A 22636-nucleotide genomic window follows, 5' to 3' on the forward strand; every position below is an offset into this window, starting at 1 on the left:
GTGCGCTCGGCCGGGATCAGGGAGGCCGCGATGACCTATTCCGATCACCTGCGGCGGGACCTGCCCGCCATCGGCCCGGGCGGCGGGCCGCTCGCCTGGACACGGGGGGAGGAGCCCTTCGCGGCGGCGCTGGCGGCCATGGGCGCGCCGCCGGACACCCCGATCCCGTTCCTCGACCGGCTGCCGCCGGGCCTGCCCCTGGCCGCGGCGCTGCGTCCCCCGGCCGGAGCGGAAGGTCCCGCCCTGCGGCGCGGCGGCAAGGCGCCGCTGCGCCTGCTGCAGGCAGCCCCGCTGGTGGCGGAGACGCCCGAGACCCTGCTGGACGACGAGGTGACGCCGGTCGGGCACGTCTTCGTCCGCAACAACGGCCGGGAGCCGCCGCCCTGTCCCGACCCGTCCGCCTGGACCCTTCGCCTCGACGGCGCGGTGTCCAGGCCGCTGGAGCTGACGGTGGCGGAGCTGGAGCGGCGCTTCCGGCCGGTGACCCTGCGGCTGCAACTGGAATGCGGCGGCAACGGGCGATCCGGCTTCGTGCCGGCGACGCACGGCAACCCCTGGGGCAATGGCGCCGTCAGCCAGTGCGAGTGGACCGGCTACCGGCTGCGGGACCTGATCCGGGCGGCGGAGCCGAGGGCGGATGCGCGCTTCACCGGCCATTTCGGCGCCGATGCCGATCCCGCGACCGGCCGGCAGGCGATCAGCCGCGGCATGCCGCTGGCCAAGGCGCTGGAGCCGCACACGCTGCTGGCGGTGCGGATGAACGGGCAGCCCCTGCCGCCGGTGCATGGCCATCCGCTGCGGCTGGTGGTGCCGGGCTGGCCCGGGTCGCTGTCGCAGAAATGGCTGACGCGGATCACCCTGCGTCCCGATCCGCACGACGGGCCGGGCATGGGCGGCACCGCCTACCGCGTCCCGGTGCGGCCGATCGAGCCGGGCTCCGCGCCGGATGGGCATGACTTCGTGGAGCTGACGTCGATGCCGGTGCGCGCGGTGCTGACCAACCTGCCGCACGGCGCCCGGCTGCCGGCGGGGTTGCGGCGGCTGGAGCTGCGTGGCCATGCCTGGGCCGGTGACGAGGCGGTGCGGGCGGTCGCCGTCTCGGTGGATTTCGGCGCGACCTGGCAGGAGATGGCGGTGGCCTCGCCGATCAACCGCTACGCCTGGCAACGCTGGGCGGGCGCCGTGACGCTGCCCGGTGCGGGGTATGTCGAGGTCTGGACCCGCGCCACCGACACAAGCGGCCGGACCCAGCCGTTGCGGGCGGAGAACTGGAACCCGCAGGGGTATGGCGGCAACGCCATCATCCGGACGGCGATCCTGCTGGGGTAGCGGCGCGCCCCGTGGCGACCGCCCGGCGCGTCAGCGCGGCTGGAGGGAGGGGTTGCCCCCCGGCGTGCCGGGCGGGGGAATGACCGGCGTGGTATGGGGCGCCGGATCGGGGGCCGGCGCATGGATGCCCGGGTCGACCCCGGCGGGCGGGCGCACGAGACCGCCCGGCCGGCCATCCGCGTCGCGGGGTGGGTTGGGCATCGTCGGACCGGGGGTGGGCGAGGCGACCGGCGGCTGGACCGCTGTCTGCCCCAGGGCCGGCCAGGCCAGGGCCAGGCCGAGCAGCATGGCCCCGGCCCATAGCAGGATCACCTCGCCGGCCAGAGGGCTCGCCACGGCGGCGCGGGCATGGCGGCGGGCAGTTCTGGATCGGGGATGCATGCGGAGGCGTGTCCTTGCCGCAGCCAAGGGGGGTGATCGATGCCCTTGGGACCGGACCAGGAGAACGCCTGCCGCCGGGTAGGGTTTGGTCCGGACGGGCAGGGCGCTGCCGCCGGGGGCGTCGCGGCGGCCGGGGCGGACGCCGCACCCCCGGCCGGTCCCTGGCGGCCGGCTCCCCGGCGCGTCGCGCCGGGGGTGGCGCGTCAGCTCCGATACGCGCCGTTGATGTCGATGTAACCGTGCGTCAGGTCGCAGGTCCACACCGTGGCCGTCCCGCGTCCCAGGTCCAGGTCCACCGCGATCTCGATCTCGCGGCCCTTCATGTGCGCCACCACCGGCGTCTCGTCATAGCCCGGCACCACGCCGCCATCCTTGGCCATCCAGGTGCCGCCGACGGCGACGGACAGGCGGTCGCGGTCGGCCGGCTCGCCGGCCTTCCCCACCGCCATGACGATGCGGCCCCAGTTCGCGTCCTCGCCGGCGATCGCGGTCTTCACCAGCGGCGAGTTGGCGATGGCCATGGCGACCGTCCTGGCCGAGCTGTCGGAGACGGCGCCCGTCACCTCGATGCGGATCAGCTTCTGCGCGCCCTCCCCGTCGCGCACCACCTGCAGCGCGAGGTCGAGCAGCAGGTCGTTCAGCGCCTGCTGGAAGTCGCGCAGCAGCTGCCCGCCCAGCAGCGGCACCTTCGCATGCTGCGCCTGCCCGGTGGCGAAGAGCAGCACCGTGTCGGAGGTGGAGGTGTCGGAATCCACCGTGGTGCGGTTGAAGGACTGGTCCACCGCCCGGCGCAGCATGACCTGCAGCAGGGTGGCGGGGACCTTCGCATCGGTGGCCACGAAGCACAGCATCGTCGCCATGTCCGGCGCGATCATGCCGGAGCCCTTGGCGATGCCGGTGATGGTGACCGTGCCCTCGCCGATCCGCGCGGTGCGGGTCGCGGCCTTGGGGAAGGTGTCGGTCGTCATGATGCCGCGCGCCGCCGCGGCCCAGCCGTCCGGTTGCAGCGCCCCGTGCAGCGCCGGCAGGGCAGCGGTCAGCCGGTCGTGCGGCAGGGCCTCGCCGATCACGCCGGTGGAGGCGAGGAAGACCTCGGACGGGTCGCAGCCGACCAGCCGCGCCGCCGCCTCGGCGGTGGCCCGCGTCGCCTCCGTCCCCGCGCGGCCGGTGAAGACGTTCGCGTTGCCGGCATTGACCACCACCGCCCGGGCGCGGCCGCCCTTCAGCGCCGCGCGGCACCAGTCCACCGGGGCGCCGGGGCATTTGTTGCTCGTGAAGACGCCCGCCACGGTGGTGCCGGGGGCGAGCTGCATCATCATGACGTCGTCGCGGCCCTTGTAGCGGATGCCGGCCGCGGCCGTGCCGAGCGAGACGCCGGCGAGCGGCGGCAGCCCCGGCAGCGGCACCGCCATGGGCGAGACGGGAAGGTCCTTGCCGGCCATGGCTCAGCGCCGCTGCGCCGGGGCCGCGGCCGGCGGCGGGGTGGCGCCGTCCAGCGCCGAGGGGGCGCGGAGCGGGCTGCCGTCCAGGTTGAAGCGCTCCACCTGCGCCGCCGCACGGTAGCGCTCCACCGCCGCGTTCACCGCCTCCTCGAAGGCGGCCTGGCGGAGCTGCTCGCGGCTCTCCTCGAAGGTCGGCGCCGGGGCCTTGCGGCGTTCCTCCACCTTGATGACGTGCCAGCCGAAATTGGTCCGCACCGGGGCATCGGAGATCTGCCCGGCCTGCAGCGCGAAGGCGGCCTCGGCGAATTCCGGCACCATGTCGCCCTTCTTGAAGAAGCCCAGGTCGCCGCCCTGCTGGGCGCCGGGGCCGGAGGAGCGGCGCCGCGCCACCTCGGCGAAGTCCACGCCGGGGCGCTTCACCTCCTCCAGGATGGCGCGGGCATCCGCCTCGTTCGCCACCAGGATGTGGCGGGCATGCACCTCCTCCTCGCCCTGGCGGCTGGCGGCGGTCGCCTCGAAGCGGCGGCGCAGCGCCTCCTCGGTCAGGGCGGGCGTCACCTCGCGGCGCAGCAGCGCCTGCTGCATCTCCTGCTCCTCGGCCCGGGCCACGCGGCGGCGCACCTCCGGATCCTGGTCCAGCTTCTCCGCCCGCGCGGCGGCGACCAGCGCCTTCTGCGCGATGAGCTGGTCGAGGATCAGCGGGTAGAGCACCGGCGGCGGGGCGCCCCGCACCTCCTCCGGCAACTGCTCCGCCGCCTCGCGCAGCTCCGAGAAGCGGATCTCCTGGCCGTTCACGCGCGCCACCACCGGATCGGGCACCGCCTGGCTGCTGCCGGGTGTCCGTGCCCCCGAGGCCGGGGGGGCCGCCGCCGGGGCCTGGGCCGCGGCCGGCTGGGCGAGGAGGCCGATGGAGAGGGCGGCGAGAGGCAGCGCCCCCCGGGACAGGGCCCGCAGGAGAGGGGCCGGAACGGACAGACGCATCGGAACAGGTGTCCAGGAGGGGGGTTCGGCCCCGGAAGATGCCGCCGGCACCGGGGGGCGACAACCCCCACGCCATCACGCCGCCGCGTGGCCGTCCCGGCCCGGGTGCGTGGCCGTCCCGGCCCGGGTGCGTGGCCGCCCCGGCCCGGGCGTGTGGCCGGCCGGGGGGGTGCCGTCCGCCCCGGCGCGCGTCAGAACCGCCGCAGCAGGCGGTCGTAATACTCCAGCTCCTGCGGTGGGCGCTCGCGCTCGCCGACGCGCCGCCGCAGCTCTTCCTGGATGCGGCGGGTGCGCAGCAGCTCCGCCTCCTCCGGCACCCTGGTATCGCCGCCCTCCTCGGCCGCGCCGGGCGCCTCGCGGGTGCGGCGGCCCAGCGGGTCGCGGCCCTGGCCCTGCGCCGCGGCCGAATCGCGGCCCTGCTGCCCGCCCTGCTCGTTGCCGTCGGCGTTGGCGGTGCCCTCGCCCTCCTGGCCTTCGCCCTCGTCCTCGCCCTGCTGGCCGTTCTGGCCGAACTGGCGCTGCATGGACTGGGCCATCTGCCGGCCGCCCTCGGCCAGCTCGCGGATCGCGCGCTCCTGGTGCGGGCGGGCGTCGCCGCCCTGGGCCAGCGCCTCGGCGCCCTCGCGCATCGCCTGGTCGGCGCGGCCCAGCGCCTCCGGCACCTCGCCGGTCAGGTCGCCGAACTGCTGCATCAGCTCGCCCAGGGCGCGGCGCAGGGCACGCTGCGTGCGGGCATCCTGCTGCTCGTCCCGATCCGCCTGCCGGCGCTCCTGCTCGCCCTGGCCCGGCGGGGGCGGCTGCGGGCTGCGCTGGCCGGACGGGCCGGGGGCCGGCCGCTGCGGCTGCGCCCGGCGCTCGCGGGCGGCGCGCTGCTCCTCCGCCTCGTTGCGCTGATGGCTGCGGTCCAGCAGCTGCGACTCCCGGCGCACCATGTCCTGCAGCGCCCCCATCTGCTGCTGGCCGCGCTCGCGCTGCTGCTGGCGCTGCCGCGGCTCGGCCCGCTGCACCCGCCCTTCCTCCAGGGCGCGCAGCATCTCCTCCAGCTCGGCCAGCTCCCGCTCGGCGTCCTCGGTGCGGCCCTCCCGGGCGGCGTCGCGCATGCGGTCGGCGCGGCGCTCCATGTCGCGCCGGTCCATCATGCGCTGCGACGGGTCATAGGGCATGGCCTCGGCATTCTCGCGCTGCAGCCGCTCCGACAGCGCCTCCAGGTGGCGGCGCACCGCCTCGCGCAGCTCCTGGACGCGGCGCTCCGTCTCGGCGCGGCGCTGGTCCTGCGCCTGCCGCTCCTCGGGCGAGGGGGGCTGGCCGCTCTCGCGGCGCTCCGCCTCCGCGCGCTCCTGCTGGCGCTGCTGCTCCAGCGCCTCGCGCAGCGCCTGCCGCGCCTCGGCCAGGGCGCGGGCGGTGCGGTCGACGCGGCCCTCCTCCAGCGCCAGGGCGAGGTCCCACAGGATCTCCTGCACCTCGCCCACCGCCTCCGGGCGGCGGTCGCGGGTCAGCCGGCTGCGGGCGACGCGCAGGGAGAGGTAGGTCGCGGTGTCGTTCTCGAAGGCCTCCGGCGCGGCGGCGATGCGGTCCAGCGCCTCCCGGGCCGGGATCCGGGCGGTGGGGTCGAGGGAGAGCGCCTTGCGCACGGCGATGGCGGCGCGGGCGACCGGGTGCTCGAAGCTCCGTTCCGGCAGGCTGAGCGTCGCGGCGTCCGAGCGGCCCTCCTGCCCCGCGCCGTCGCGGGCCACCAGCCGCACCTGCACCGGCAGCCCGGCCCAGGGATGGGCGGAGAGGTCGGGCTGCGCGGTGCCGCGCGGGTTGCGTGCCTGGCCGGGGGGGATGGGCAGCTCCACCACCAGAGGCGGCGCCTCCGGCCGTGCCTCCAGCCGCAGTTCGGCCCGTGCCTCGGCCACGCCCCAGTCGTCCTCGGCGCGCCAGGGCAGGCGGGTGGCGAGGCCACGCGGCGCCGGGGCGGGCGGCTCGGCGAAGGCGATGCTCGGCGGGGCGTCGTCCTGGACGGAGAGCGACCAGGCCGCCAGCTCCTGCCCGTCGCGGCGGATCAGCAGGCGGCCGCCCGCCTGCAAGGGCAGCTCGGCGCCGAAGCTCTGCGCGTCCAGGCCGCGGAAGGGGGTGGCGTTGCCGGCCAGCACCAGCTCCGGCACGCCGCCCGTCCCGCCGGACAACGCCACGCGCAGGCCGGAGCCGGCCGGCACGGTGACGGCCCCACCCGCGGGGTTGAGGAAGACGGGCGCCGCCCCGGTATAGGCGGGCGGCGTGACCCAGGCTTCCAGCCGCAGCGCGGGCACCGGGACCGGAGCGGCCATGGCCGGCAGCACCGCCCGGCGCAGCCGTTCCCCGGCCTCGCCCCCGGCCACGACCACGGCGGCCAGGAGCGCCACCACCAGCCCCAGGCGCAGGGCGCGCGGGTCGCGGCGCGGCAGGCCGGGGCGGGGGGTGCCGACGCGCAGGTCGCGCAGCTTCGCCAACTGGCGCGACAGGTGCGCCTGCCACATGGCCAGCGCCGCGGGGTCGTTGGTGGCGGGGCGGTCGGCCAGGGCCGCGAGCGGGCGGTGGGAGAGGCCGGAGGCCGTCTCGATCCGCCGGTCGGCGGCGGCGGCATCGGCGCGCGGGAAGACGCGGGCCGCGCGCCACAGGCTCCAGCCCAGGGCGGCGGCGAAGAGGAGCAGCAGCGCCACGTGCAGCGCCGCCGGCAGGATCAGGAACAGGCCGGCGAGGGCGGCGGTCAGGAAGACCCCCAGCACCGCCAGAACCGGCCAGGCACGGGGCCAGAGGGCTTCCCAGAACAGGGCGAGCCGCGCCAGCCGGCGGCGGCGGTCCAGGCCCGGGGGAAGGCTCTCTGGCGGTGCCGTCATCCCATCCACTCCGGTATGCGCTGGCGGGCCAGCAGGTCCTCGAAGGGCTGGCGGTCCCGCACCACCGCCCAGCGGTCGCCCTCCACCAGCACCTCGGCCGCCAGCGGCCGGGCGTTGTAGGTGGAGGACATGGAGGCGCCGTAGGCCCCCGCATCCAGCACGGCGACCACCTCGCCGGGCGCCAGCTCCGGCAGGGCGCGGCCCTGGGTGAAGGTGTCGCCCGTCTCGCAGACCGGGCCCACCACGTCGGCCGGGCTGCGCGGCGCGTGCAGCGCCCCCGGCGAGACGGGGAGGATGCCGTGCCAGGCGTCGTACATGGCGGGCCGCATCAGGTCGTTCATCCCCGCATCCAGCACCACGAAGCGCCGCGTGGCGCCGCGCTTGACCAGCACGACGCGTGCCAGCAGCACGCCGGCGGGCCCCGCGATCCAGCGGCCGGGCTCGACCATCACCGGCAGGCCGAGGCCCTTGAAGGCGCCGGCCAGGGCACCGGCCAGGGCCTCGGGCGGGGGAGCGATCTCGTCGCGATAGGGGATGCCCAGTCCGCCGCCGCCATCCACCCGCTCCACCGGCAGGCCGCGGCCGCGCAGCGCCCGAACCAGTTCCGCCACCTTGGCATAGGCGGCGCGGTAGGCGGCGAGGCCGGCGGTGATCTGGCTGCCGATGTGCACGGCGATGCCGATCGGGCGGAGGCCGGGCAGGGCGGCCATGCGGGCGTAGAGCGCGGCGGCGTCGTCGATGGCGACGCCGAACTTGTTCTCCGCCTTGCCGGTGGTGATCTTGGCATGGGTGCGGGCGTCCACGTCCGGGTTCACCCGGATCGAGACGGGCGCGACCTGGCCCATCGAGGCCGCGACGGAGGAGATCATGTCGATCTCCTCCACGCTCTCGGCATTGAGCTGGAAGATGCCCTCCGCCAGGACCAGGCGGATCTCGCGTTCCGTCTTGCCCACGCCGGAGAAGACGATGCGCCCCGCCGGGATGCCGGCGGCGCGGGCGGCGCGCAGCTCGCCCTCGCTGACCACGTCCGCGCCCGCCCCCTCGGCGGCCAGGACGCGCAGGACGGCGAGGTTGTCGTTCGCCTTCACCGCGTAATGGATGGAGGCGTCCAGCCCCGCGCCCTTCAGCGCGGCGCGCAAGGCGCCGTAGCGGCGGCGCAGGGTCCCGGCGGAATAGGCCCAGCAGGGCGTGCCCACTGCCTCGGCGAGGCGCGCCAGCGGCACCCCCTCCAGGCAGAGCCCATCCAGGGCATGGGCGGAGAGCTGCGGACGCTGGGCGAGCAGTTCGGCGAAATCGGGGTCCCCGGCCTCGGCCGGGGCGGGAAGGGGGGCGGACATGGTGCCCCTAGTGTGGGGGCGCCCGGGCAAGGGGGGAAGGCAGGAAACATCGGGAGACCCGCCGGGCCGCCATGCGGTGGCCCGGCGGGCGGCGGCAAGGCCGGCATCCGGGGGGGAGGGGCGGACCCTCCCCCGCGGCCGCGCGACGGCTCAGGCCTTCTCGAAGCGCACCGTCTCCTTGCCCGGCTCGCCGACCACCAGGAACATCTGGGCGTCGGCCATGTCGTCGTTGCGGAACCAGTGCGGCCGGCCGGCGGGGGTCTTCACCACGTCGAGCGGGCCGAGCTTCGCTTCGACCGCCTCGCCGTCATCGCCCAACCAGCCGACGGTCACGACGCCCTCGGTCACGAGGTAGGCGTCCTCGACCGGGCGGACATAGGGCTTCACGCCGACGCCGCGGGGGATGCCGATCATCTCCTTGCGCGCCGTCGTGGACTGCACCCCGCCCTCGCCGACATAGACCTTGCGCGAGAAGCCGGCGGCGTCCCAGATCGTCGGCTGCTCGGCGAAGCGGATGACGTGGTGCGCCATCAGCTGCTGGAGCGGGTGGCTGCCCTCGGCCGAGAGCACCTCCGTCTGGCCGGGCTTGGCGCCGAAGGCGCGGGCCAGGGCGGCATCCGTGTCCTTGGGGTGGAAGGCATAGCGCGGCGGCTGCGGCGCGCCGACATCGACGCTGATGCTCATCAGCACCGGCTCCACGCCCTCGTTGCGGAAGCCGTGCGGCACGTCGCGGGCGTTCAGGATCATGTCCTTGGGGCCGAGCTTCACCTCGACCACACGGTTGTCCTGCTCCCAGCCCACGGTCAGCACGCCCTTGAGGATGAGGAAGGACTCCTCGATCTCGTGCGCGTGGCAGGCGGCGTACTTGCCCGGCTCCTTGTAGATCAGGCTCAGGGTGAAGTGGTCCGGCTTCATGGTGGCGCTGTCGCCGACCTTGGGCGAGCCGCCGGCGCCGATATAGCGCATCTGGGCGCGCGCCAGCTCCGGATAGCCGCGGTTCGAGGGGAAGGCGTCCCAGTCGAAGGACTTCTGGGCGTGGCGGCCGATATGGCGCTGCAGCTCCGCCGCGAGCGACGCCTGGGCGGGCGAGGCGGGGGCGGGCTTGGTGATGGCGTTCATGGGCGGTGCCTCCTGGCTGAAGCCGGTGGGGACGTTCGGGCGGGGCCGTCGCGGCGCCTCGCGTGACGGAGGAGGTAGCGCCACGACGTTTGGCCTGCTATACGATGTTTTACAGGTAAAACATGAGGCGGGGCGATGGCAGTCACGGAGGCGGCAGCCGCGGGGCCGGAGGGCGTGGCGGACGACCGCTACCTCGTCCCCGGCCTGGTGCGCGGGCTCCAGGCGCTCCAGGCCTTCTCCGCCGATCGCCGTCGCCTGACGCTCGGCGAGCTGGCCGCGGCCCTGGGCGTCACCCGCTCCGCCACCTACCGCATCGCCTATACACTCGATCAGCTCGGCTTCCTGCTCCACGATCCCGCGACCCGGACCTATTCGCTGGGGCCGCAGGTGCTGCGGCTGGGCTATGGCTACCTCGCCGGGCGCGACCTGGTGGAGGTGGCGACGCCGCATCTGGAGGCGCTGCGCGACCGGACCGGCTGGACGGCACATCTGGGCGTGCTGGAGGGGGTGGAGGTGGTCTACCTCGCCCGCCTGCCGACCCGCGCGGCGCTGGCCAGCGTGGTGCATGTCGGCAGCCGCCTGCCGGCGCATGCCACCACCATGGGGCGCGTGCTGCTCGCCGCCCTCGATCCGGCGGAGGTGACGGCCCGCTTCGCCAGCCACCCGATGCGCCGCTACGGCGCCGGCACGGCGACCACCCTGCCGGCCCTGGCGACGCAGTTGAAGGCGGACCGCGCGCGGGGCTTCGTCGCCCATGTCGCGGGCTACGAGGCGGGGGTCGCCAGCGTCGCGGCCCCCGTGCGCGACGTGTCGGGACAGGTGGTGGCGGCGGTGAACGTCTCCACCGTCGCCCTCCTCACCAACGAGGCGGAGATGCGCGGCCGGCTGGCGAAGGAGGTGCTGGCCGCGGCGGCCGCCATCTCCCGCGCCCTGGGGCATGTCGGGGAGGCGGAGGCGGGGCGGTAGCCGGGGGGCGCTACCAGGCGGCGCGGAAGATCGCCAGCGCATCGTCCGGGGTCACCTCCCGGGCATTGTTCGCGAGCAGGCGGTCCACCTTCATGCCTTCCTCGGCGAGCAGGGCCAGGTCCGCCTCGCCGATGCCCAGCTCGCGCAGGCGGGGCGGCAGGCCGGTGGCGCGGATCAGCGCCTCGATCCGGGCGGCGAAGCCGTCCGCGGCGCAGCCCGGCGGCAGGGGCCAGCCCAGCGCCTCCGCCAGCTCCGCATAGAGCGGCGCGGCGGCGGGCGCGTTGAACCGCACCACATGCGGCAACAGCAGCGCATTGGCCAGGCCGTGGGGCAGCTTGAAGCGGCCGTCGCCCAGCGGGTGCGCCAGGGCGTGCACGGCGCCCACGGGGGCGTTGGCGAAGGCGGCCCCGGCCATGGCCGCGCCGAGCAGCGTCGCCTCCCGCGCCGCGAGGTTGCCGGGCTCGCGCACCGCCGTCTCCAACGCCGGGGCGAGCAGGCGCAGCGCGCCGATCGCCAGCGCGTCGGAGACGGGGTTCTTGCGGTGGCGCGTGGTGTAGGCCTCGACCGCATGCGTCATCGCGTCGATGCCGGTCGCGGCGGTGACGGCGGCGGGCAGGCCGGCGAGCAGCGCGGGGTCGAGCAGGGCGAGGTCGGGCAGCAGCTGCGGCGCGATCACGCCGCGCTTGTCGAAGGGGCCGCGGGTGATGACGGCGGTCGGCGTCATCTCCGACCCGGTGCCGGCGGTGGTGGGCACCTGGACCAGCGGCAGGCGCGGGCCGCGCGCCAGGTTGCGGCCGTAGATCGCCTCCAGCGGCTGCGGCGAGCGCAGCAGCAGCGCGGCGAGCTTGGCCACGTCCAGCGAGCTGCCGCCGCCCAGCCCCACCACCGCATCCGCCCCGGCGCCCCGCGCCACCGCCGCCTCGACGCAGCGCGCCGGCGGGTCGGCCTCCACCCCGTCGTAGGGGAGGGCATCCAGCCCCGCCTCGCGCAGCAGCGCCACGGCCCGCCCCGCCAGCCCGGCGCGGGTCAGGCCGGGGTCGGTCACCACCAGGACCGAGGTCGCGCCCAGCGCGCGCAGCTCCGCCGGCAGGCGCGACAGCGCGCCCGGGGCGGAGAGCAGGCGGGGCATGGGCAGCAGGTCGAGGTCCATCGGGGCGGCTTTCGCTGGGCGCGGCATGCCGTTTTGTCGGCAAAACACTGTTTGACAGGGGAGCGGTATGGTGTCACTCCTCCGCCATGCCATCAACCCCGTGCGTGGCGGCCGCCCAGGGCCGCAAGCCGGGGCGCGCGCCGTTTCCAGCGACACGCGGCTTTCACGGACGGGGGCCCACCGGAATGCATCGTCGGAACTTCCATCGCCTCGCGGCGGCCGCGTTGGCCACGCCCTTCCTCGCGCGCCAGGCCCGGGCCCAGGACGCCCGCACCGTCCGCTTCGTGCACGTGAAGGCCGCCGCCGCCGCCGTGGTCTATTTCTACGAGCGCTTCGCCCCGCCCGGGCTGAAGATCGAGATCATCGGCGTGGACGTGCCGGCCGACGCGAAGAACGCGCTGCTCTCCGGCTCCGCCGACATCGCCAATGCGGGCATCGGCACGGCCATCTCCGCCTCGGTCAACGGCGAGCCGGTGGTGGTCTTCGGCGACTTCCTCGACGGCTCCATCAACATCACCGGCCGGGCCGACCAGGCCATCGACGGGCTGCGCGGGCTGAAGGGCAAGCGCGTCGGCCTCCAGGCCGGCTCGACGCAGGAGCTGGTGTTCAACGCCCGGCTGCGCCAGGAGGGCATGAGCATCCGCGACGTGCAGGTGGTGCGCCTGACCTTCGGCGAGATGGCGCAGGCGCTGATCCGCGGCGACATCGACGCCTTCGTCGGCACCGAGCCCTCCTCGGGCGTGGCGGTGACCAGCGGCGCCGGCAAGGTGGTCGAGTACCCCTACTCCACCGCCATGGGCAAGCTGAACGCCGCCCTGCTGACCCGGCCCGAGGTGCTGGCGGAGAAGCGCGACCTCGTGCGCGGCTTCCTGCTCGCCCATGCCCGGGCCTCGGAGTTCCTCCGCGCCAACCCCGCCGCCTTCGTGGACATGGGGGTGGAGCGCTACGGCGTGCGCCGCGACGCTATGGAGGTCGCGGTGCGCAACGTCGAGCCCGCCTGGCGGATCGACGACGCCTTCAAGGAGCGCGCCGGCCACTTCGCCCAGGCGATGCTGGAGGCGAAGCAGATCCGCCGCCTGCCCGATCTGGACAGGCTGATCGACCGCAGCGTCTCCGACGAGGTCGCGAAGCAGGGCCTCGCCTGATGTCCGCGCCCGCCGCCGTGCTTCCCGCCGCGCCGGCGGGCTCCTCTGCCGCACGTCGTCCGGCCCTGGCCCGCTGGCGGCCGGCGCTGCTGGCCGTGGCCATCCCCGGGCTGGTGCTGCTCTTCTGGTCGGTCAGCGCCTGGCTCAGCCCCTCGGTGCTGCTGCCCGCCCCCTGGGAGGTGGCGCAGACCCTGGTGGACTTCGTCTTCGGCGGCATCAACGACGACGCCTTCTCCGGCACCTTCCTCGACCATCTCGGCGCCTCGGCCGGGCGCGTCTTCGGCGGCTTCGCCATCGCGGCCCTGCTGGCGGTGCCGATGGGCCTGGCCATCGGGCGGCTGGCCTGGGTGCGGGAGCTGCTGGACCCGCCGATCCAGATGCTGCGCCCCGTGCCGGTCACGGCCTGGCTGCCGCTCTCCATCATGTTCTTCGGGCTGGGCGCCAAGGCGGCGCTGGCGCTGATCGCGCTGGCCTGCTTCTTCCCCATCCTGCTCAACACCGTGCTCGGCGTGCGCAGCGTGGAGCCGCGCCTGTTCGAGGCGGCGGCGATGCTGGGCTGCCGCGGCTCCGGCCTGTTCCGCCAGGTCGTGCTGCCCGGGGCGCTGCCCAGCATCTTCACCGGGCTGCGCCTGGGCCTGGGCATCGCCTGGGTGATCATCGTGGTGGGCGAGATGACGGGCGTGCCGCTCGGCCTCGGCGCCGTCATCATGGAGGCGCGCTCCGTCTCCCGCACGGACATGATCCTGGTCGGCATGGTGGTGATGGGCCTCGCCGGCTTCCTCTCCGACCGCGCCCTGGTCGCGATCGGCCGCCGCCTCCTCGCCTGGAGTCCGCAGCATGTCTGACAGCCCCCTGCACCTTCACGTCTCCGGCCTGTGGAAGGTCTTCGACGGGCCCCAGGGCGCGCTGCCGGTGCTGGCGGGGATCGACCTCCAGGTGCGGCGCGGCGAGTTCGTCTGCCTGCTCGGACCCTCCGGCTGCGGCAAGTCCACCCTGCTGCGCGTCGTCGCCGGCTTCGAGGCGGCGAGCGGCGGCAGCGTGCTGGTCGAGGGGCGCCCGGTGAAGGGCGCGGGCCCGGACCGCGGCATGGTCTTCCAGGATTACGGCCTCTTCCCCTGGCTCACCGTGCGCGACAATGTGGGCTTCGGCCTGCGCCAGCGCCGGGTGCCGCGCGCCGTGCTGCGCGAGAAGGTGGACGCCTTCCTCGCCATGATGGGCCTCTCTGCCTTCGCCGAATCCCATCCGCACCAGCTCTCCGGCGGCATGAAGCAGCGCGTCTCCATCGCGCGCGTGCTGGCCAACGGCGCCGGCATGCTGCTGATGGACGAGCCCTTCGCCGCGTTGGACGCGATGACGCGCGAGCGGTTGCAGAGCGAGCTTCTGGGCATCTGGGAGCGGGAGAAGGTCACGGTCCTCTTCGTCACCCATTCAGTGGAGGAGGCGGTGATGCTGGGCGACCGCGTCGTGGTGCTGCAACCGCATCCCGGCCGCGTCGCCGCCGATGTCGCCATCGACCTGCCACGCCCGCGCGACCCCATGTCGGCCGAGTTCAACGCCGTGCGCCGCCGCATGACGGAGGAGCTGGCCCGCGTCAGCGCCCCGCGCGGCGCGGAGCCAGCCGCCGCCTGACACGGCCCCGGCCGCCGCAACGGGGCCCGCAGAAGGCCCCGGCCCCGGGAAGGGAGACGGCCATCCGGGCCGGGGCCGATGCTGGCCCGGCTTCTCCGATCACGGCACGATGCCGCCTGTCCCGAGGATCCCCGTCATGCTTCCTGCACCGCCCCGGATGCCCACCCGCCGCCCCGGCCTGACCCGGCGCGGGGCGCTGGCCGCCGCCCTGGCCCTGCCCTTTCTGCCCCGCCCCGGCCATGCGGCCGACTGGCCGACGAAGCCGGTGACCATCGTCGCCCCCTTCACCCCGGGCGGGCCGGTGGACGTGCTGGCGCGGGTGGTGGCGCAGGGCATCCAGGCCCGCAGCGGCCAGAACGTGGTGGTCGAGAACCGCACCGGCGCCAACGGCAACATCGGCATCGACGCCGCCCGCCGTGCCGCGCCGGACGGTTCCACCCTGCTGCTGGTGCCGGCGGGGAACCTGACGATCAACCCGACCCTGCTGAGCAACATGCCCTTCGACGTGGAGCGGGACCTGGCGCCGATCAGCCTGCTCGCCACCGCGCCGAACGTCATCGTCTGCGACCCGCGCCTGCCGGTGCGGACGGTCGAGGAGCTGGTGGCCTATGCGAAGTCGCGCCCCGACGGCGTCACCTATGCCTCGCCCGGCGTCGGCAGCCAGCTCCACCTGGCGGGCGAGCTGCTGGCGCAGCGCACGGGCATGGCCATGCTGCACGTGCCCTATCGCGGGTCCAGCCAGGCGGTGACGGACGTGATCTCCGGCCAGGTGCAGCTTCTTTTCACCAACCTGCCGGCGGTGCTGACGGCGATCCGCGGCGGGCAGGTGCGCGCCCTGGCCCTGACCACCGCCGCCCGGTCGGAGGTCGCGCCGGAGATCCCGACGCTGGAGCAGCTCGGCCTGCCGGGCTTCGACATCACCTCCTGGTACGGGCTGCTGGGGCAGAAGGCGATGCCGGCCGAGTTGCAGGCGGCAATCCACCAGGAGGTCCGCGCGGTGATCCACAGCCCCGCCACCCTGGCCTCGCTGACCGCCCAGGGCCTGACCGTCAGCGACGAGGGGCTGGCGGCGTTCGACGCCCGCATCCGTCGCGAGACGGCGATGTGGGCGGAGGTCATCCGCAGCCGCAACATCCAGTCGGGCCTCTGACGCGGGGCGGGGCAGCGGCGCTGCCCCCTCCGCCCGGACAGGCTTCCGCACCCCCGGCAGGCCCGCCATCGCGGCGGGCATGGGGCGGGGGCCGCCCGCGACTCGCCAGCCGGCGCGACGGGTGCCATATCTCCCCACCTGCATGGGAACATTGCCAGAACCTTTCGCCGGCTGGTTCGCCGCCCGGGGCTGGGCGCCGCGGCCGCACCAGCTCGCCCTGCTGGAGGCCGGGCAGGCGGGGCGCAGCGCCCTGCTGGTCGCGCCCACCGGCGGTGGCAAGACGCTGGCGGGCTTTTTGCCCAGCCTGACCGATCTGCACGCCCACCCGGCCGAGGGGCTGCACACCCTCTACGTCTCGCCGCTCAAGGCCCTGGCGGTGGACATCGCCCGCAACCTGACCGCCCCGATCGCGGAGATGGGCCTGCCGGTCACGGTCGAGACCCGCACCGGCGACACCCCCGCCAACCGCCGCGCCCGGCAGCGCGCGGCGCCCCCCAACATCCTGCTGACCACGCCGGAGAGCCTGACCCTCCTCCTCTCCCTGGCCGAGGCCAGGAGCATGTTCGGCGGCCTGCGCGCGGCCATCGTGGACGAGGCGCATGCGCTGGCCGGGACCAAGCGCGGCGACCAGCTCGCGCTCTGCCTCTCGCGGCTGCAGGCCCTGGCGCCGGGGCTGCGGCGGGTGGGGCTCTCGGCCACCGTCGCGCACCCCCAGGCGCTGCGCGAATGGATCTCCCCCACCGCGCGGGCGGAGGATGCGGTGCTGGTCCAGGGCAGCGGCGGGGCGGAGCCGGAGCTGGACCTCGTCCTGCCGGAGGGCCACCTGCCCTGGGGCGGGCATATGGGCCTGGCCTCGGCGCCCGAGATCTACCGCCGCATCGGCCAGGCGCGGGTGACCATCGTCTTCGTCAACACCCGCGCCCAGTCGGAGCTGATCTTCCAGGCGCTGTGGCGGATCAACGACGACAACCTGCCGATCGGGCTGCACCACGGCTCCCTGGAGATCGAGCAGCGCCGCAAGGTGGAGGCGGCGATGGCCGAGGGACGGCTGCGCGCGGTGGTGGCGACGGCGAGCCTCGACCTCGGCATCGACTGGGGCGCGGTGGACCAGGTGATCCAGGTCGGCGCGCCCAAGGGCGTCTCCCGCTTGATGCAGCGCATCGGCCGCGCCAACCACCGCATGGACGAGCCCTCCCGCGCCGTGCTGGTGCCGGCCAACCGCTTCGAGGTGATCGAATGCGTCGCCGCCACCGAGGCGGTGGCCGCGCACGAGCTGGACGGCGAGCCGCCGCGTCCCGGCGGGCTGGACGTGCTGGCGCAGCACGTCCTGGCCATGGCCTGCCACGCGCCCTTCCGCCCGGACGACCTCTATGCCGAGGTGACGCGGGCCGCGCCCTATGCCGCGCTGGCCCGCCGCGACTTCGACGACGTGCTGCGCTTCGTCGAGGATGGCGGCTACGCGCTGCGCGCCTACGAACGCTTCCGCAAGCTGTTCACCGATTCCGAGGGCATGGTCCACATCCGCGACGAGCGCGTGGCGCGGCAGGCGCGGATGAACCTCGGCACCATCACCGACAGCCCGATGCTGAAGGTGCGGCTGCGCGGCGGCCCCGTGCTGGGCGAGGTGGAGGAGTGGTTCGTCTCCACCCTGGAGCCGGGGCACTGCTTCCTCTTCGCCGGGCAGCTCCTCCGCTACGAGGGGATGGAGGGGATGGGCGTCGTCGTCTCCCGCGGGGGGGAGGGCGAGCCGCGCGTGCCCACCTATGCCGGCGCGCGCATGCCGCTCTCCACGCACCTCTCCTTCCGCGTGCGCGGCATCCTGGCCGAGCCGAGGCGCTGGAAGGCGCTGCCGGAACCGGTGCGGGAATGGCTCTCCCTGCAACGCCGCCAGTCGGAGCTGCCGAAGCGCGACGGCCTGCTGATCGAGACCTTCCCGCGCGGCGGCGGCCCGGACGGGCCGGGGCGCTGGTTCATGGTCGCCTATTGCTTCGAGGGCCGGCTGGCGCACCAGACGCTGGGCATGCTGGTCACCAAGCGCATGGAGCATCTGGGCCACGCCCCGCTGGGCTACCTCGCCACCGACTACGTCCTCGCCACCTGGAGCGCCTTCGAGCCCACCGAGCCGGAGCGGCTGTTCGAGGAGGACATCCTGGGCGAAGAGCTGGAGGAGTGGATCGCGGAGAGCAGCATGCTTCGCCGCACCTTCCGCAACATCGCCACCGTCGCCGGCCTGCTGGAGAAGAACCACCCCGGGGCGGAGAAGTCCGGCCGGCAGATGAGCATGAACGCCGACCTGATCTACGACGTGCTGCGCAAGCACGACCCGCAGCACATCCTCCTCCGCGCCACCCGCCAGGAGGCGGCCTATGGCCTGACCGACGTGCGCCGCATCGCCACCCTCCTTGCCCGCGTGCAGGGCCGCATCCGCCACCGCCGCCTCGACCGCGTCTCCCCCCTCGCCGTGCCGGCGCTGATCGAGGAAGGCCGCGAATGGGTCGCCGGCGGCGCCGAGGACGCCCTCCTCGCCGAGGCCGCCGCCCTGGTGGACGAGGTGACGGGCGGCGCCGAACACTTCGCCGAAACCCTGTCCGAGGTGACCGAAGGCATCCGCGTCCGCTCCGGCGTGATCGACAAGCCCCGCCGGCCCCGCAACGCGCGCTTCATCCGGCATGCGCCGAAGGGTGTGCGGGCGTGAGGCGTGGCGCTGTCCCCCGGGTGGAAGGCTCTGCCTTCCCCCCGATACCCCCTATCCGCCAGGAAACTGAGTTTCCTGGACCTTCCATTCGTTCGCGCGTTCGGTCGGGGTCGCGCCGGAGGTCGATGACCTCCGGCGGGTTCGGCCGCCACGCTCGCTGCCCGAAAGATTCCTGCTTGGTGCTCCCTTTCGTCGAAGCCCGTTCCCTGGCCACGGGCACCCGACTCCCGCCGGGGGCCGGGGGCCGGCTCGCCCCCGGTGGAGGGGGTATCGGGGGAGGCAAAGCCTCCACCGGGGAAGGGGCACCCACGCCATGATGGCCGCCCCCTTCCACCTCCTTGGCGAGCGGTTGATGCTCGACCCGGCGGGCGTGCTCGCCTGGCCGTCGCGGCGGCTGCTGGCGGTGGCGGACCTGCATCTGGAGAAGGGCAGCCACTTCGCCCGGCGGGGGCATTTCGTCCCCCCCTACGACACGCGGGAGACCATCGCGCGGCTGGCCTCGGCGCTGCGGCGGCACGCGCCGAAGCGGCTGCTGCTGCTGGGGGATTCCTTCCACGATGCCGAAGGCTCGGCGCGGCTGTCGGCCGAGGACCGGGCGCTGCTGCTGCATGCGCTCGCGGGGGTGGAGGAGGTGGTCTGGGTGCTGGGCAACCACGACCCCACCCCGCCGGAGGGGCTGCCGGGCGTGGCCTGCGACGAGTTCCGCGACGGCCCGCTGCGCTTCCGGCATGAGGCGGACCCGGCCCTGCACGGCCCCGGCCCGCGCCGGCCGCTGCATGGCGAGGTCAGCGGGCACTTCCACCCCAAGGCGACCATGCCCACCCGGGCGGGCGGGGTGTGCCGGCCCTGCTTCGCGGCGGACGCGCACCGGCTGATCCTGCCCTCCTTCGGCGCCTATACGGGCGGGCTGAACGTCTGCGACCCGGCCATCGCCGGGCTGTTCCCGCGCGGGGGGCGGGCCTTCCTGCTCGGGCGGGACCGGGTCTACGCCATGCCGATGGCGCCCGTGCGACGGATGGCACGCGGCGAGATCGACCTTACATCGGTTACATGACCGCCCCCGTCCTCCTCTGGTTCCGCCAGGACCTCCGCCTCTCGGACAACCCGGCGCTGGAGGCGGCGAAGGGCGCGCCGGTGCTGCCGGTCTACGTGCTGGACGAGGCGGCGGCCGGGCGCTGGGCACCGGGCGGGGCGGGGCGCTGGTGGCTGCACCATTCCCTGGCGGCGCTCTCGGCCGCGCTGGCCCAGCGGGGCGCACCGCTGCTGTTGCTGCGGGGGGAGGCGGCGCGGGAGATCCCGCGCCTGGCGGCCTGGATCGGCGCCGCCTCGGTGCAGGCCGGGCGCATGCTGGAACCCTGGGCGGTGGCGCAGGAGGCGGCGGTGGCGCGCGCCCTGGCGGCGGAGGGGCGGCGGCTGGAGCTGCATCTCTCCGGCCAGCTCGTCGCGCCCGAGGCCGTGCGGACCGGCGCCGGCCGGCCCTATGGGGTCTACACCCCCTTCGCCCGCCGGCTGGAGACGCTGGGCGAGCCGGCGCCGCCGCTCGAGGCTCCCGCGCGCCTGTGCCCCGCCCGGCCGCCCGAGGCGGGGCTGCCTCTCGCGGCGCTGGAGCTGCTGCCGCGCCCGCCGGGGCCCGCCCGGTCCACGCCGGACTGGGCGGCGGAGTTCGGCGGGGCCTGGACGCCCGGCGAGGCCGGGGCGCGGGACCGGCTGGGCCGCTTCATGGACGGCGCGCTGGGCCAGTATGCCCGGCGGCGCGACGATCCGGGCGTCGAAGGCTCCTCCGCCCTGTCGCCCCACCTGCACTGGGGCGAGATATCGCCCCGCCAGGTCTGGCAGGCGGCCCGCGACGTCGCGGGCGAGGATCCCGGCCGTGCCAAGCCCTTCCTGCGCGAGCTGCTGTGGCGCGAGTTCAACCAGCACCTGCTGGCGCACCGCCGGGAGATGCCGGAGCAGCCCCTGCGCCCCGCCTATGCCGCCTTCCCCTGGGAGCCCGACCCGGCCCTGCTGCGCGCCTGGCAGCGCGGGCGCACCGGCTACCCGATCGTGGATGCGGGGATGCGCCAGCTCTGGCGGATCGGCTGGATGCACAACCGGGTGCGGATGGTCGCGGCCTCGCTGCTGGTGAAGCACCTGCTGCAGCCCTGGCAGGCCGGGGCGGACTGGTTCTGGGACACGCTGGTGGATGCCGACCTGGCGAACAACAGCGCCAACTGGCAGTGGGTGGCCGGCTGCGGCAGCGACGCCGCGCCCTATTTCCGCGTCTTCAACCCGGTGACCCAGGGCGAGCGCTTCGACCCGGAGGGTGCCTATGTCCGGCGCTGGGTACCGGAGCTGGCCCGCATGCCGGCGCGCTACATCCACCGCCCCTGGGACGCGCCGGAGGAGGTCCGCCGCGCCGCCGGGCTGCGCGAATCGGGCGCGGGCCGCTATCCTCGCCCCGTGGTCGGACATGCGGAAGGCCGGGCCCGGGCGCTGGCGGCCCTGCGGGGGCTGCGCGACAGGACGGCGGGGCCGGCCGGGGAGGCCGAGGCCGCTTGAAGCCGCTGCGGTCCCGCTTCGACGGGCTGCGCGTGATCGGCGACGCCCATGGCGATGCCCGGGGCCTCGCCGCCGCGCTGGACGGGGCCGCGGCCGAGCGGCTGTTCGTCATCCAGCTCGGCGACCTCACCGATCACGGCCCGGACGCCCCGGGCGTGCTGCGCCGCGTCTTCGCCCTGCTGGATGCCCGCGCCGGGCTGTTCCTGCTGGGCAACCACGACCACAAGCTGCGCCGCGCCCTGACCGGCGCGCGGCTGCGGATCGACGCCGCCGGGCTGGGCACGACCCTGACGCAACTGGAGGCGGCGCCGGACGGGGCGGCGCTGAAGGCGCGCGCGCTGCGGGAGATCGGGCACGCGCCGCCCTGGCTGCGGATCGACCAGCGGGTCTTCGTCCATGCCGGCTTCCACCCGCGCATGCTGCACACCCCGCCGCCCGCCGAGGCCGGGGCGAACCGGCCCGAGGGGCTGGTCCCGCGCGCCATCTTCGGCCAGGTCGCGGGGCGGATGCAGGCGGATGGCTACCCGGTGCGGCTGCACGACTGGGTGGACCGCATCCCGCCCGGCATCACCGTCTATTGCGGCCACGAGATCCGCAGCAGCGACGGCCGGCCGCTGACGCATGTCGGGGCGATGGGCGGGGCGGCGGTGTTCATGGACACCGGGGCGGGCAAGGGGGGGCACCTGTCCTGGGTGGACCTGCCCTGGTAGGCGGGGCCCCGGGGAAAGCGGCCCCCGCAACCTTGCCGGGCCCGCAGCCCCGGTCCTGACCCCTTACGCGTCCGCCGGCAGGTCGAAGGCGTCGGGGTAGCCGAACAGGCCCACGGCGCCGCCGGTATGGACGAAGACCACGTTCTCCTCCGGCCCGAACTGGCCCTTGCCGATCAGGTCAATCAGCCCGGCCATGCCCTTGCCGGAATAGACGGGGTCGAGGAGCAGGCCCTCCTGCTCCGCCACCAGCCTCACCGCCTCCACCATGCCCCGGGTGGGGATGCCGTAGCCCTGGCCGACATAGTCGCAGTTCGCGCGCACCTGCTCGGCCCGCACCGTGCCGGGCGGCAGGCCGAGGTGGTCCGCCGTGCGCTGCGCCAGGGCCAGCACGTTCGCCTCCTGCCGCTCGCGGGGGGCGCGCACGCCGATGCCCAGCACGGGGATACCGCTGTTCAGCCCGGCCAGCCCGGCCACCAGCCCCGCCTGGGTGCCGGCGCTGCCGGTCGCGTGCACCACATGGTCGATCCTCAGATCCATCGCCGCGGCCTGCGCCACCAGCTCCAGCGCCGCGGCCACGTAGCCCAGTGCGCCCACGGGGTTGGAGCCGCCGCCCGGGATCACGTAGGGCCGCCGGCCCTGGCGCCGCAGGTCCTCCGCCAGCGCCTCCATCTCCGCCTGCATGTCCGCGCCGCCGGGGCGGCGGGAGACGGTCGCGCCGTGCAGCTTGTCCAGCATCACGTTGCCGGACCGGGTATAGGCCGGGTCGGTGCTGCCGGTGCGGTCCTCCAGCAGCAGGTGGCAGGCGAAGCCCAGCTTCGCCGCCGCCGCCGCCGTCTGGCGGGCATGGTTGGACTGCGTCGCGCCCTGGGTGATGACGGTGTCGGCGCCCTGGGCCCGCGCATCGGCCATCAGGTATTCCAGCTTGCGGGTCTTGTTGCCGCCGGTGGACAGGCCGGTGCAGTCGTCGCGCTTGACCCAGAGCCGCGGCCCGCCGAGGTGGCGGGAGAGGTTCTCCATCGGCTCCAGGGGCGTGGGCAGGTGGCCCAGGCGGAGGCGCGGGAAGCGGGCGAGGTTCATGGCGTTGGGTCTGACCTGGACGTCGGGCGGCGCAGGCTAGGCCAAGGGCCCCGCCGCGCCAACCGAGGCGGGGGCGGCCGCACCGGCCGGGCGGCATCCCCGTGCCGGGCCCGGACGCGCGGTGCCAGC

The 22636-nt window shown here is 75.2% G+C and carries 18 protein-coding genes; 10 read left to right on the top strand and 8 right to left on the bottom strand.

Features of this window, described 5'->3' with window-relative positions:
- The first annotated feature begins 30 nt into the window (after positions 1-30).
- Positions 31-1329 (top strand): sulfite oxidase, encoded by a 1299-nt coding sequence (locus LPC08_RS03315; protein ID WP_230451323.1) that lies wholly within the window; start codon positions 31-33, stop codon positions 1327-1329.
- A 30-nt stretch (positions 1330-1359) separates the two neighbouring features.
- Here the strand turns inward: LPC08_RS03315 and LPC08_RS03320 are convergent, their stop codons facing one another.
- The 6 genes from LPC08_RS03320 to LPC08_RS03345 all read right to left on the bottom strand — a co-directional run bounded on the left by LPC08_RS03320 (position 1360) and on the right by LPC08_RS03345 (position 9447).
- Positions 1360-1710 (bottom strand): hypothetical protein, encoded by a 351-nt coding sequence (locus tag LPC08_RS03320; protein ID WP_230451324.1) that lies wholly within the window; start codon positions 1708-1710, stop codon positions 1360-1362.
- A gap of 203 nt (positions 1711-1913) precedes the next feature.
- Entirely contained in the window at positions 1914-3152 is a 1239-nt protein-coding gene (argJ, locus tag LPC08_RS03325) for a bifunctional glutamate N-acetyltransferase/amino-acid acetyltransferase ArgJ (protein ID WP_230451325.1), read from the bottom strand.
- Between the two features lie 3 nt (positions 3153-3155).
- Entirely contained in the window at positions 3156-4133 is a 978-nt protein-coding gene (locus tag LPC08_RS03330) for a peptidylprolyl isomerase (protein WP_230451326.1), read from the bottom strand.
- 191 nt (positions 4134-4324) lie between these two features.
- Entirely contained in the window at positions 4325-6991 is a 2667-nt protein-coding gene (locus tag LPC08_RS03335) for a DUF4175 domain-containing protein (protein WP_230451327.1), read from the bottom strand.
- Entirely contained in the window at positions 6988-8328 is a 1341-nt protein-coding gene (gene lysA / locus LPC08_RS03340) for a diaminopimelate decarboxylase (RefSeq protein ID WP_230451328.1), read from the bottom strand. Before lysA ends, LPC08_RS03335 begins: the two co-directional genes overlap by 4 nt.
- A 150-nt stretch (positions 8329-8478) precedes the next feature.
- Entirely contained in the window at positions 8479-9447 is a 969-nt protein-coding gene (locus tag LPC08_RS03345; protein ID WP_230451329.1) for a cupin domain-containing protein, read from the bottom strand.
- Positions 9448-9582: 135 nt separating this feature from the next.
- Here LPC08_RS03345 and LPC08_RS03350 point away from each other — a divergent pair, with 135 nt between their 5' ends.
- Complete coding sequence (locus LPC08_RS03350) at positions 9583-10413, top strand: IclR family transcriptional regulator (RefSeq protein ID WP_230451330.1); 831 nt, start codon at positions 9583-9585, stop codon at positions 10411-10413.
- Positions 10414-10423: 10 nt separating this feature from the next.
- On the opposite strand, the gene LPC08_RS03355 is transcribed toward LPC08_RS03350, so the two are convergent.
- Positions 10424-11563 carry an iron-containing alcohol dehydrogenase gene (locus LPC08_RS03355; RefSeq protein WP_230451331.1) on the bottom strand — a complete coding sequence of 380 codons (1140 nt, stop codon included), beginning with the start codon at positions 11561-11563 and terminating at the stop codon, positions 10424-10426.
- A 185-nt stretch (positions 11564-11748) separates the two neighbouring features.
- On the opposite strand from LPC08_RS03355, the gene LPC08_RS03360 reads away from it, so the two are divergent.
- The 8 genes from LPC08_RS03360 (at position 11749) to LPC08_RS03395 (ending at position 21430) form a co-directional block, all read left to right on the top strand.
- Positions 11749-12708 (top strand): ABC transporter substrate-binding protein, encoded by a 960-nt coding sequence (locus tag LPC08_RS03360; protein WP_230451332.1) that lies wholly within the window; start codon positions 11749-11751, stop codon positions 12706-12708.
- Positions 12708-13553 (top strand): ABC transporter permease, encoded by an 846-nt coding sequence (locus tag LPC08_RS03365; protein WP_230451333.1) that lies wholly within the window; start codon positions 12708-12710, stop codon positions 13551-13553. Before LPC08_RS03360 ends, LPC08_RS03365 begins: the two co-directional genes overlap by 1 nt.
- On the top strand, positions 13546-14337 hold the full coding sequence (locus LPC08_RS03370; RefSeq protein WP_230451334.1) for an ABC transporter ATP-binding protein: 792 nt from the start codon (positions 13546-13548) through the stop codon (positions 14335-14337). The genes LPC08_RS03365 and LPC08_RS03370 overlap by 8 nt, the downstream gene beginning before the upstream one ends.
- Positions 14338-14473: 136 nt before the next feature.
- Complete coding sequence (locus tag LPC08_RS03375) at positions 14474-15487, top strand: Bug family tripartite tricarboxylate transporter substrate binding protein (RefSeq protein ID WP_230451335.1); 1014 nt, start codon at positions 14474-14476, stop codon at positions 15485-15487.
- A gap of 142 nt (positions 15488-15629) precedes the next feature.
- A complete protein-coding gene (locus tag LPC08_RS03380; protein ID WP_230451336.1) occupies positions 15630-18182 on the top strand; it encodes a ligase-associated DNA damage response DEXH box helicase in 2553 nt (850 codons plus the stop codon).
- Positions 18183-18495: 313 nt separating this feature from the next.
- Positions 18496-19236, top strand: coding sequence for a ligase-associated DNA damage response endonuclease PdeM (pdeM, locus tag LPC08_RS03385; RefSeq protein ID WP_230451337.1), 741 nt, complete (start codon positions 18496-18498; stop codon positions 19234-19236).
- On the top strand, positions 19233-20720 hold the full coding sequence (locus LPC08_RS03390; protein ID WP_230451338.1) for a cryptochrome/photolyase family protein: 1488 nt from the start codon (positions 19233-19235) through the stop codon (positions 20718-20720). The genes pdeM and LPC08_RS03390 overlap by 4 nt, the downstream gene beginning before the upstream one ends.
- A complete protein-coding gene (locus LPC08_RS03395; RefSeq protein WP_230451339.1) occupies positions 20717-21430 on the top strand; it encodes a metallophosphoesterase in 714 nt (237 codons plus the stop codon). Before LPC08_RS03390 ends, LPC08_RS03395 begins: the two co-directional genes overlap by 4 nt.
- 63 nt (positions 21431-21493) lie before the next feature.
- Here the strand turns inward: LPC08_RS03395 and cuyA are convergent, their stop codons facing one another.
- Positions 21494-22507 (bottom strand): D-cysteate sulfo-lyase, encoded by a 1014-nt coding sequence (gene cuyA, locus LPC08_RS03400; protein WP_230451340.1) that lies wholly within the window; start codon positions 22505-22507, stop codon positions 21494-21496.
- Positions 22508-22636: the final 129 nt, after the last annotated feature.

Source organism: Roseomonas sp. OT10, from assembly GCF_020991085.1.
GTDB lineage: Bacteria > Pseudomonadota > Alphaproteobacteria > Acetobacterales > Acetobacteraceae > Roseomonas > Roseomonas cutis.

Excerpts from the sequence above, each read along its gene's own strand:
- LPC08_RS03315 (WP_230451323.1), top strand. The coding sequence starts at position 31 with ATGACCTATTCCGATCACCTGCGGCGGGACCTGCCCGCCATCGGCCCG.
- LPC08_RS03320 (WP_230451324.1), bottom strand. The coding sequence starts at position 1,710 with ATGCATCCCCGATCCAGAACTGCCCGCCGCCATGCCCGCGCCGCCGTG.
- argJ (WP_230451325.1), bottom strand. The coding sequence starts at position 3,152 with ATGGCCGGCAAGGACCTTCCCGTCTCGCCCATGGCGGTGCCGCTGCCG.
- LPC08_RS03330 (WP_230451326.1), bottom strand. The coding sequence starts at position 4,133 with ATGCGTCTGTCCGTTCCGGCCCCTCTCCTGCGGGCCCTGTCCCGGGGG.
- LPC08_RS03335 (WP_230451327.1), bottom strand. The coding sequence starts at position 6,991 with ATGACGGCACCGCCAGAGAGCCTTCCCCCGGGCCTGGACCGCCGCCGC.
- lysA (WP_230451328.1), bottom strand. The coding sequence starts at position 8,328 with ATGTCCGCCCCCCTTCCCGCCCCGGCCGAGGCCGGGGACCCCGATTTC.
- LPC08_RS03345 (WP_230451329.1), bottom strand. The coding sequence starts at position 9,447 with ATGAACGCCATCACCAAGCCCGCCCCCGCCTCGCCCGCCCAGGCGTCG.
- LPC08_RS03350 (WP_230451330.1), top strand. The coding sequence starts at position 9,583 with ATGGCAGTCACGGAGGCGGCAGCCGCGGGGCCGGAGGGCGTGGCGGAC.
- LPC08_RS03355 (WP_230451331.1), bottom strand. The coding sequence starts at position 11,563 with ATGGACCTCGACCTGCTGCCCATGCCCCGCCTGCTCTCCGCCCCGGGC.
- LPC08_RS03360 (WP_230451332.1), top strand. The coding sequence starts at position 11,749 with ATGCATCGTCGGAACTTCCATCGCCTCGCGGCGGCCGCGTTGGCCACG.
- LPC08_RS03365 (WP_230451333.1), top strand. The coding sequence starts at position 12,708 with ATGTCCGCGCCCGCCGCCGTGCTTCCCGCCGCGCCGGCGGGCTCCTCT.
- LPC08_RS03370 (WP_230451334.1), top strand. The coding sequence starts at position 13,546 with ATGTCTGACAGCCCCCTGCACCTTCACGTCTCCGGCCTGTGGAAGGTC.
- LPC08_RS03375 (WP_230451335.1), top strand. The coding sequence starts at position 14,474 with ATGCTTCCTGCACCGCCCCGGATGCCCACCCGCCGCCCCGGCCTGACC.
- LPC08_RS03380 (WP_230451336.1), top strand. The coding sequence starts at position 15,630 with ATGGGAACATTGCCAGAACCTTTCGCCGGCTGGTTCGCCGCCCGGGGC.
- pdeM (WP_230451337.1), top strand. The coding sequence starts at position 18,496 with ATGATGGCCGCCCCCTTCCACCTCCTTGGCGAGCGGTTGATGCTCGAC.
- LPC08_RS03390 (WP_230451338.1), top strand. The coding sequence starts at position 19,233 with ATGACCGCCCCCGTCCTCCTCTGGTTCCGCCAGGACCTCCGCCTCTCG.
- cuyA (WP_230451340.1), bottom strand. The coding sequence starts at position 22,507 with ATGAACCTCGCCCGCTTCCCGCGCCTCCGCCTGGGCCACCTGCCCACG.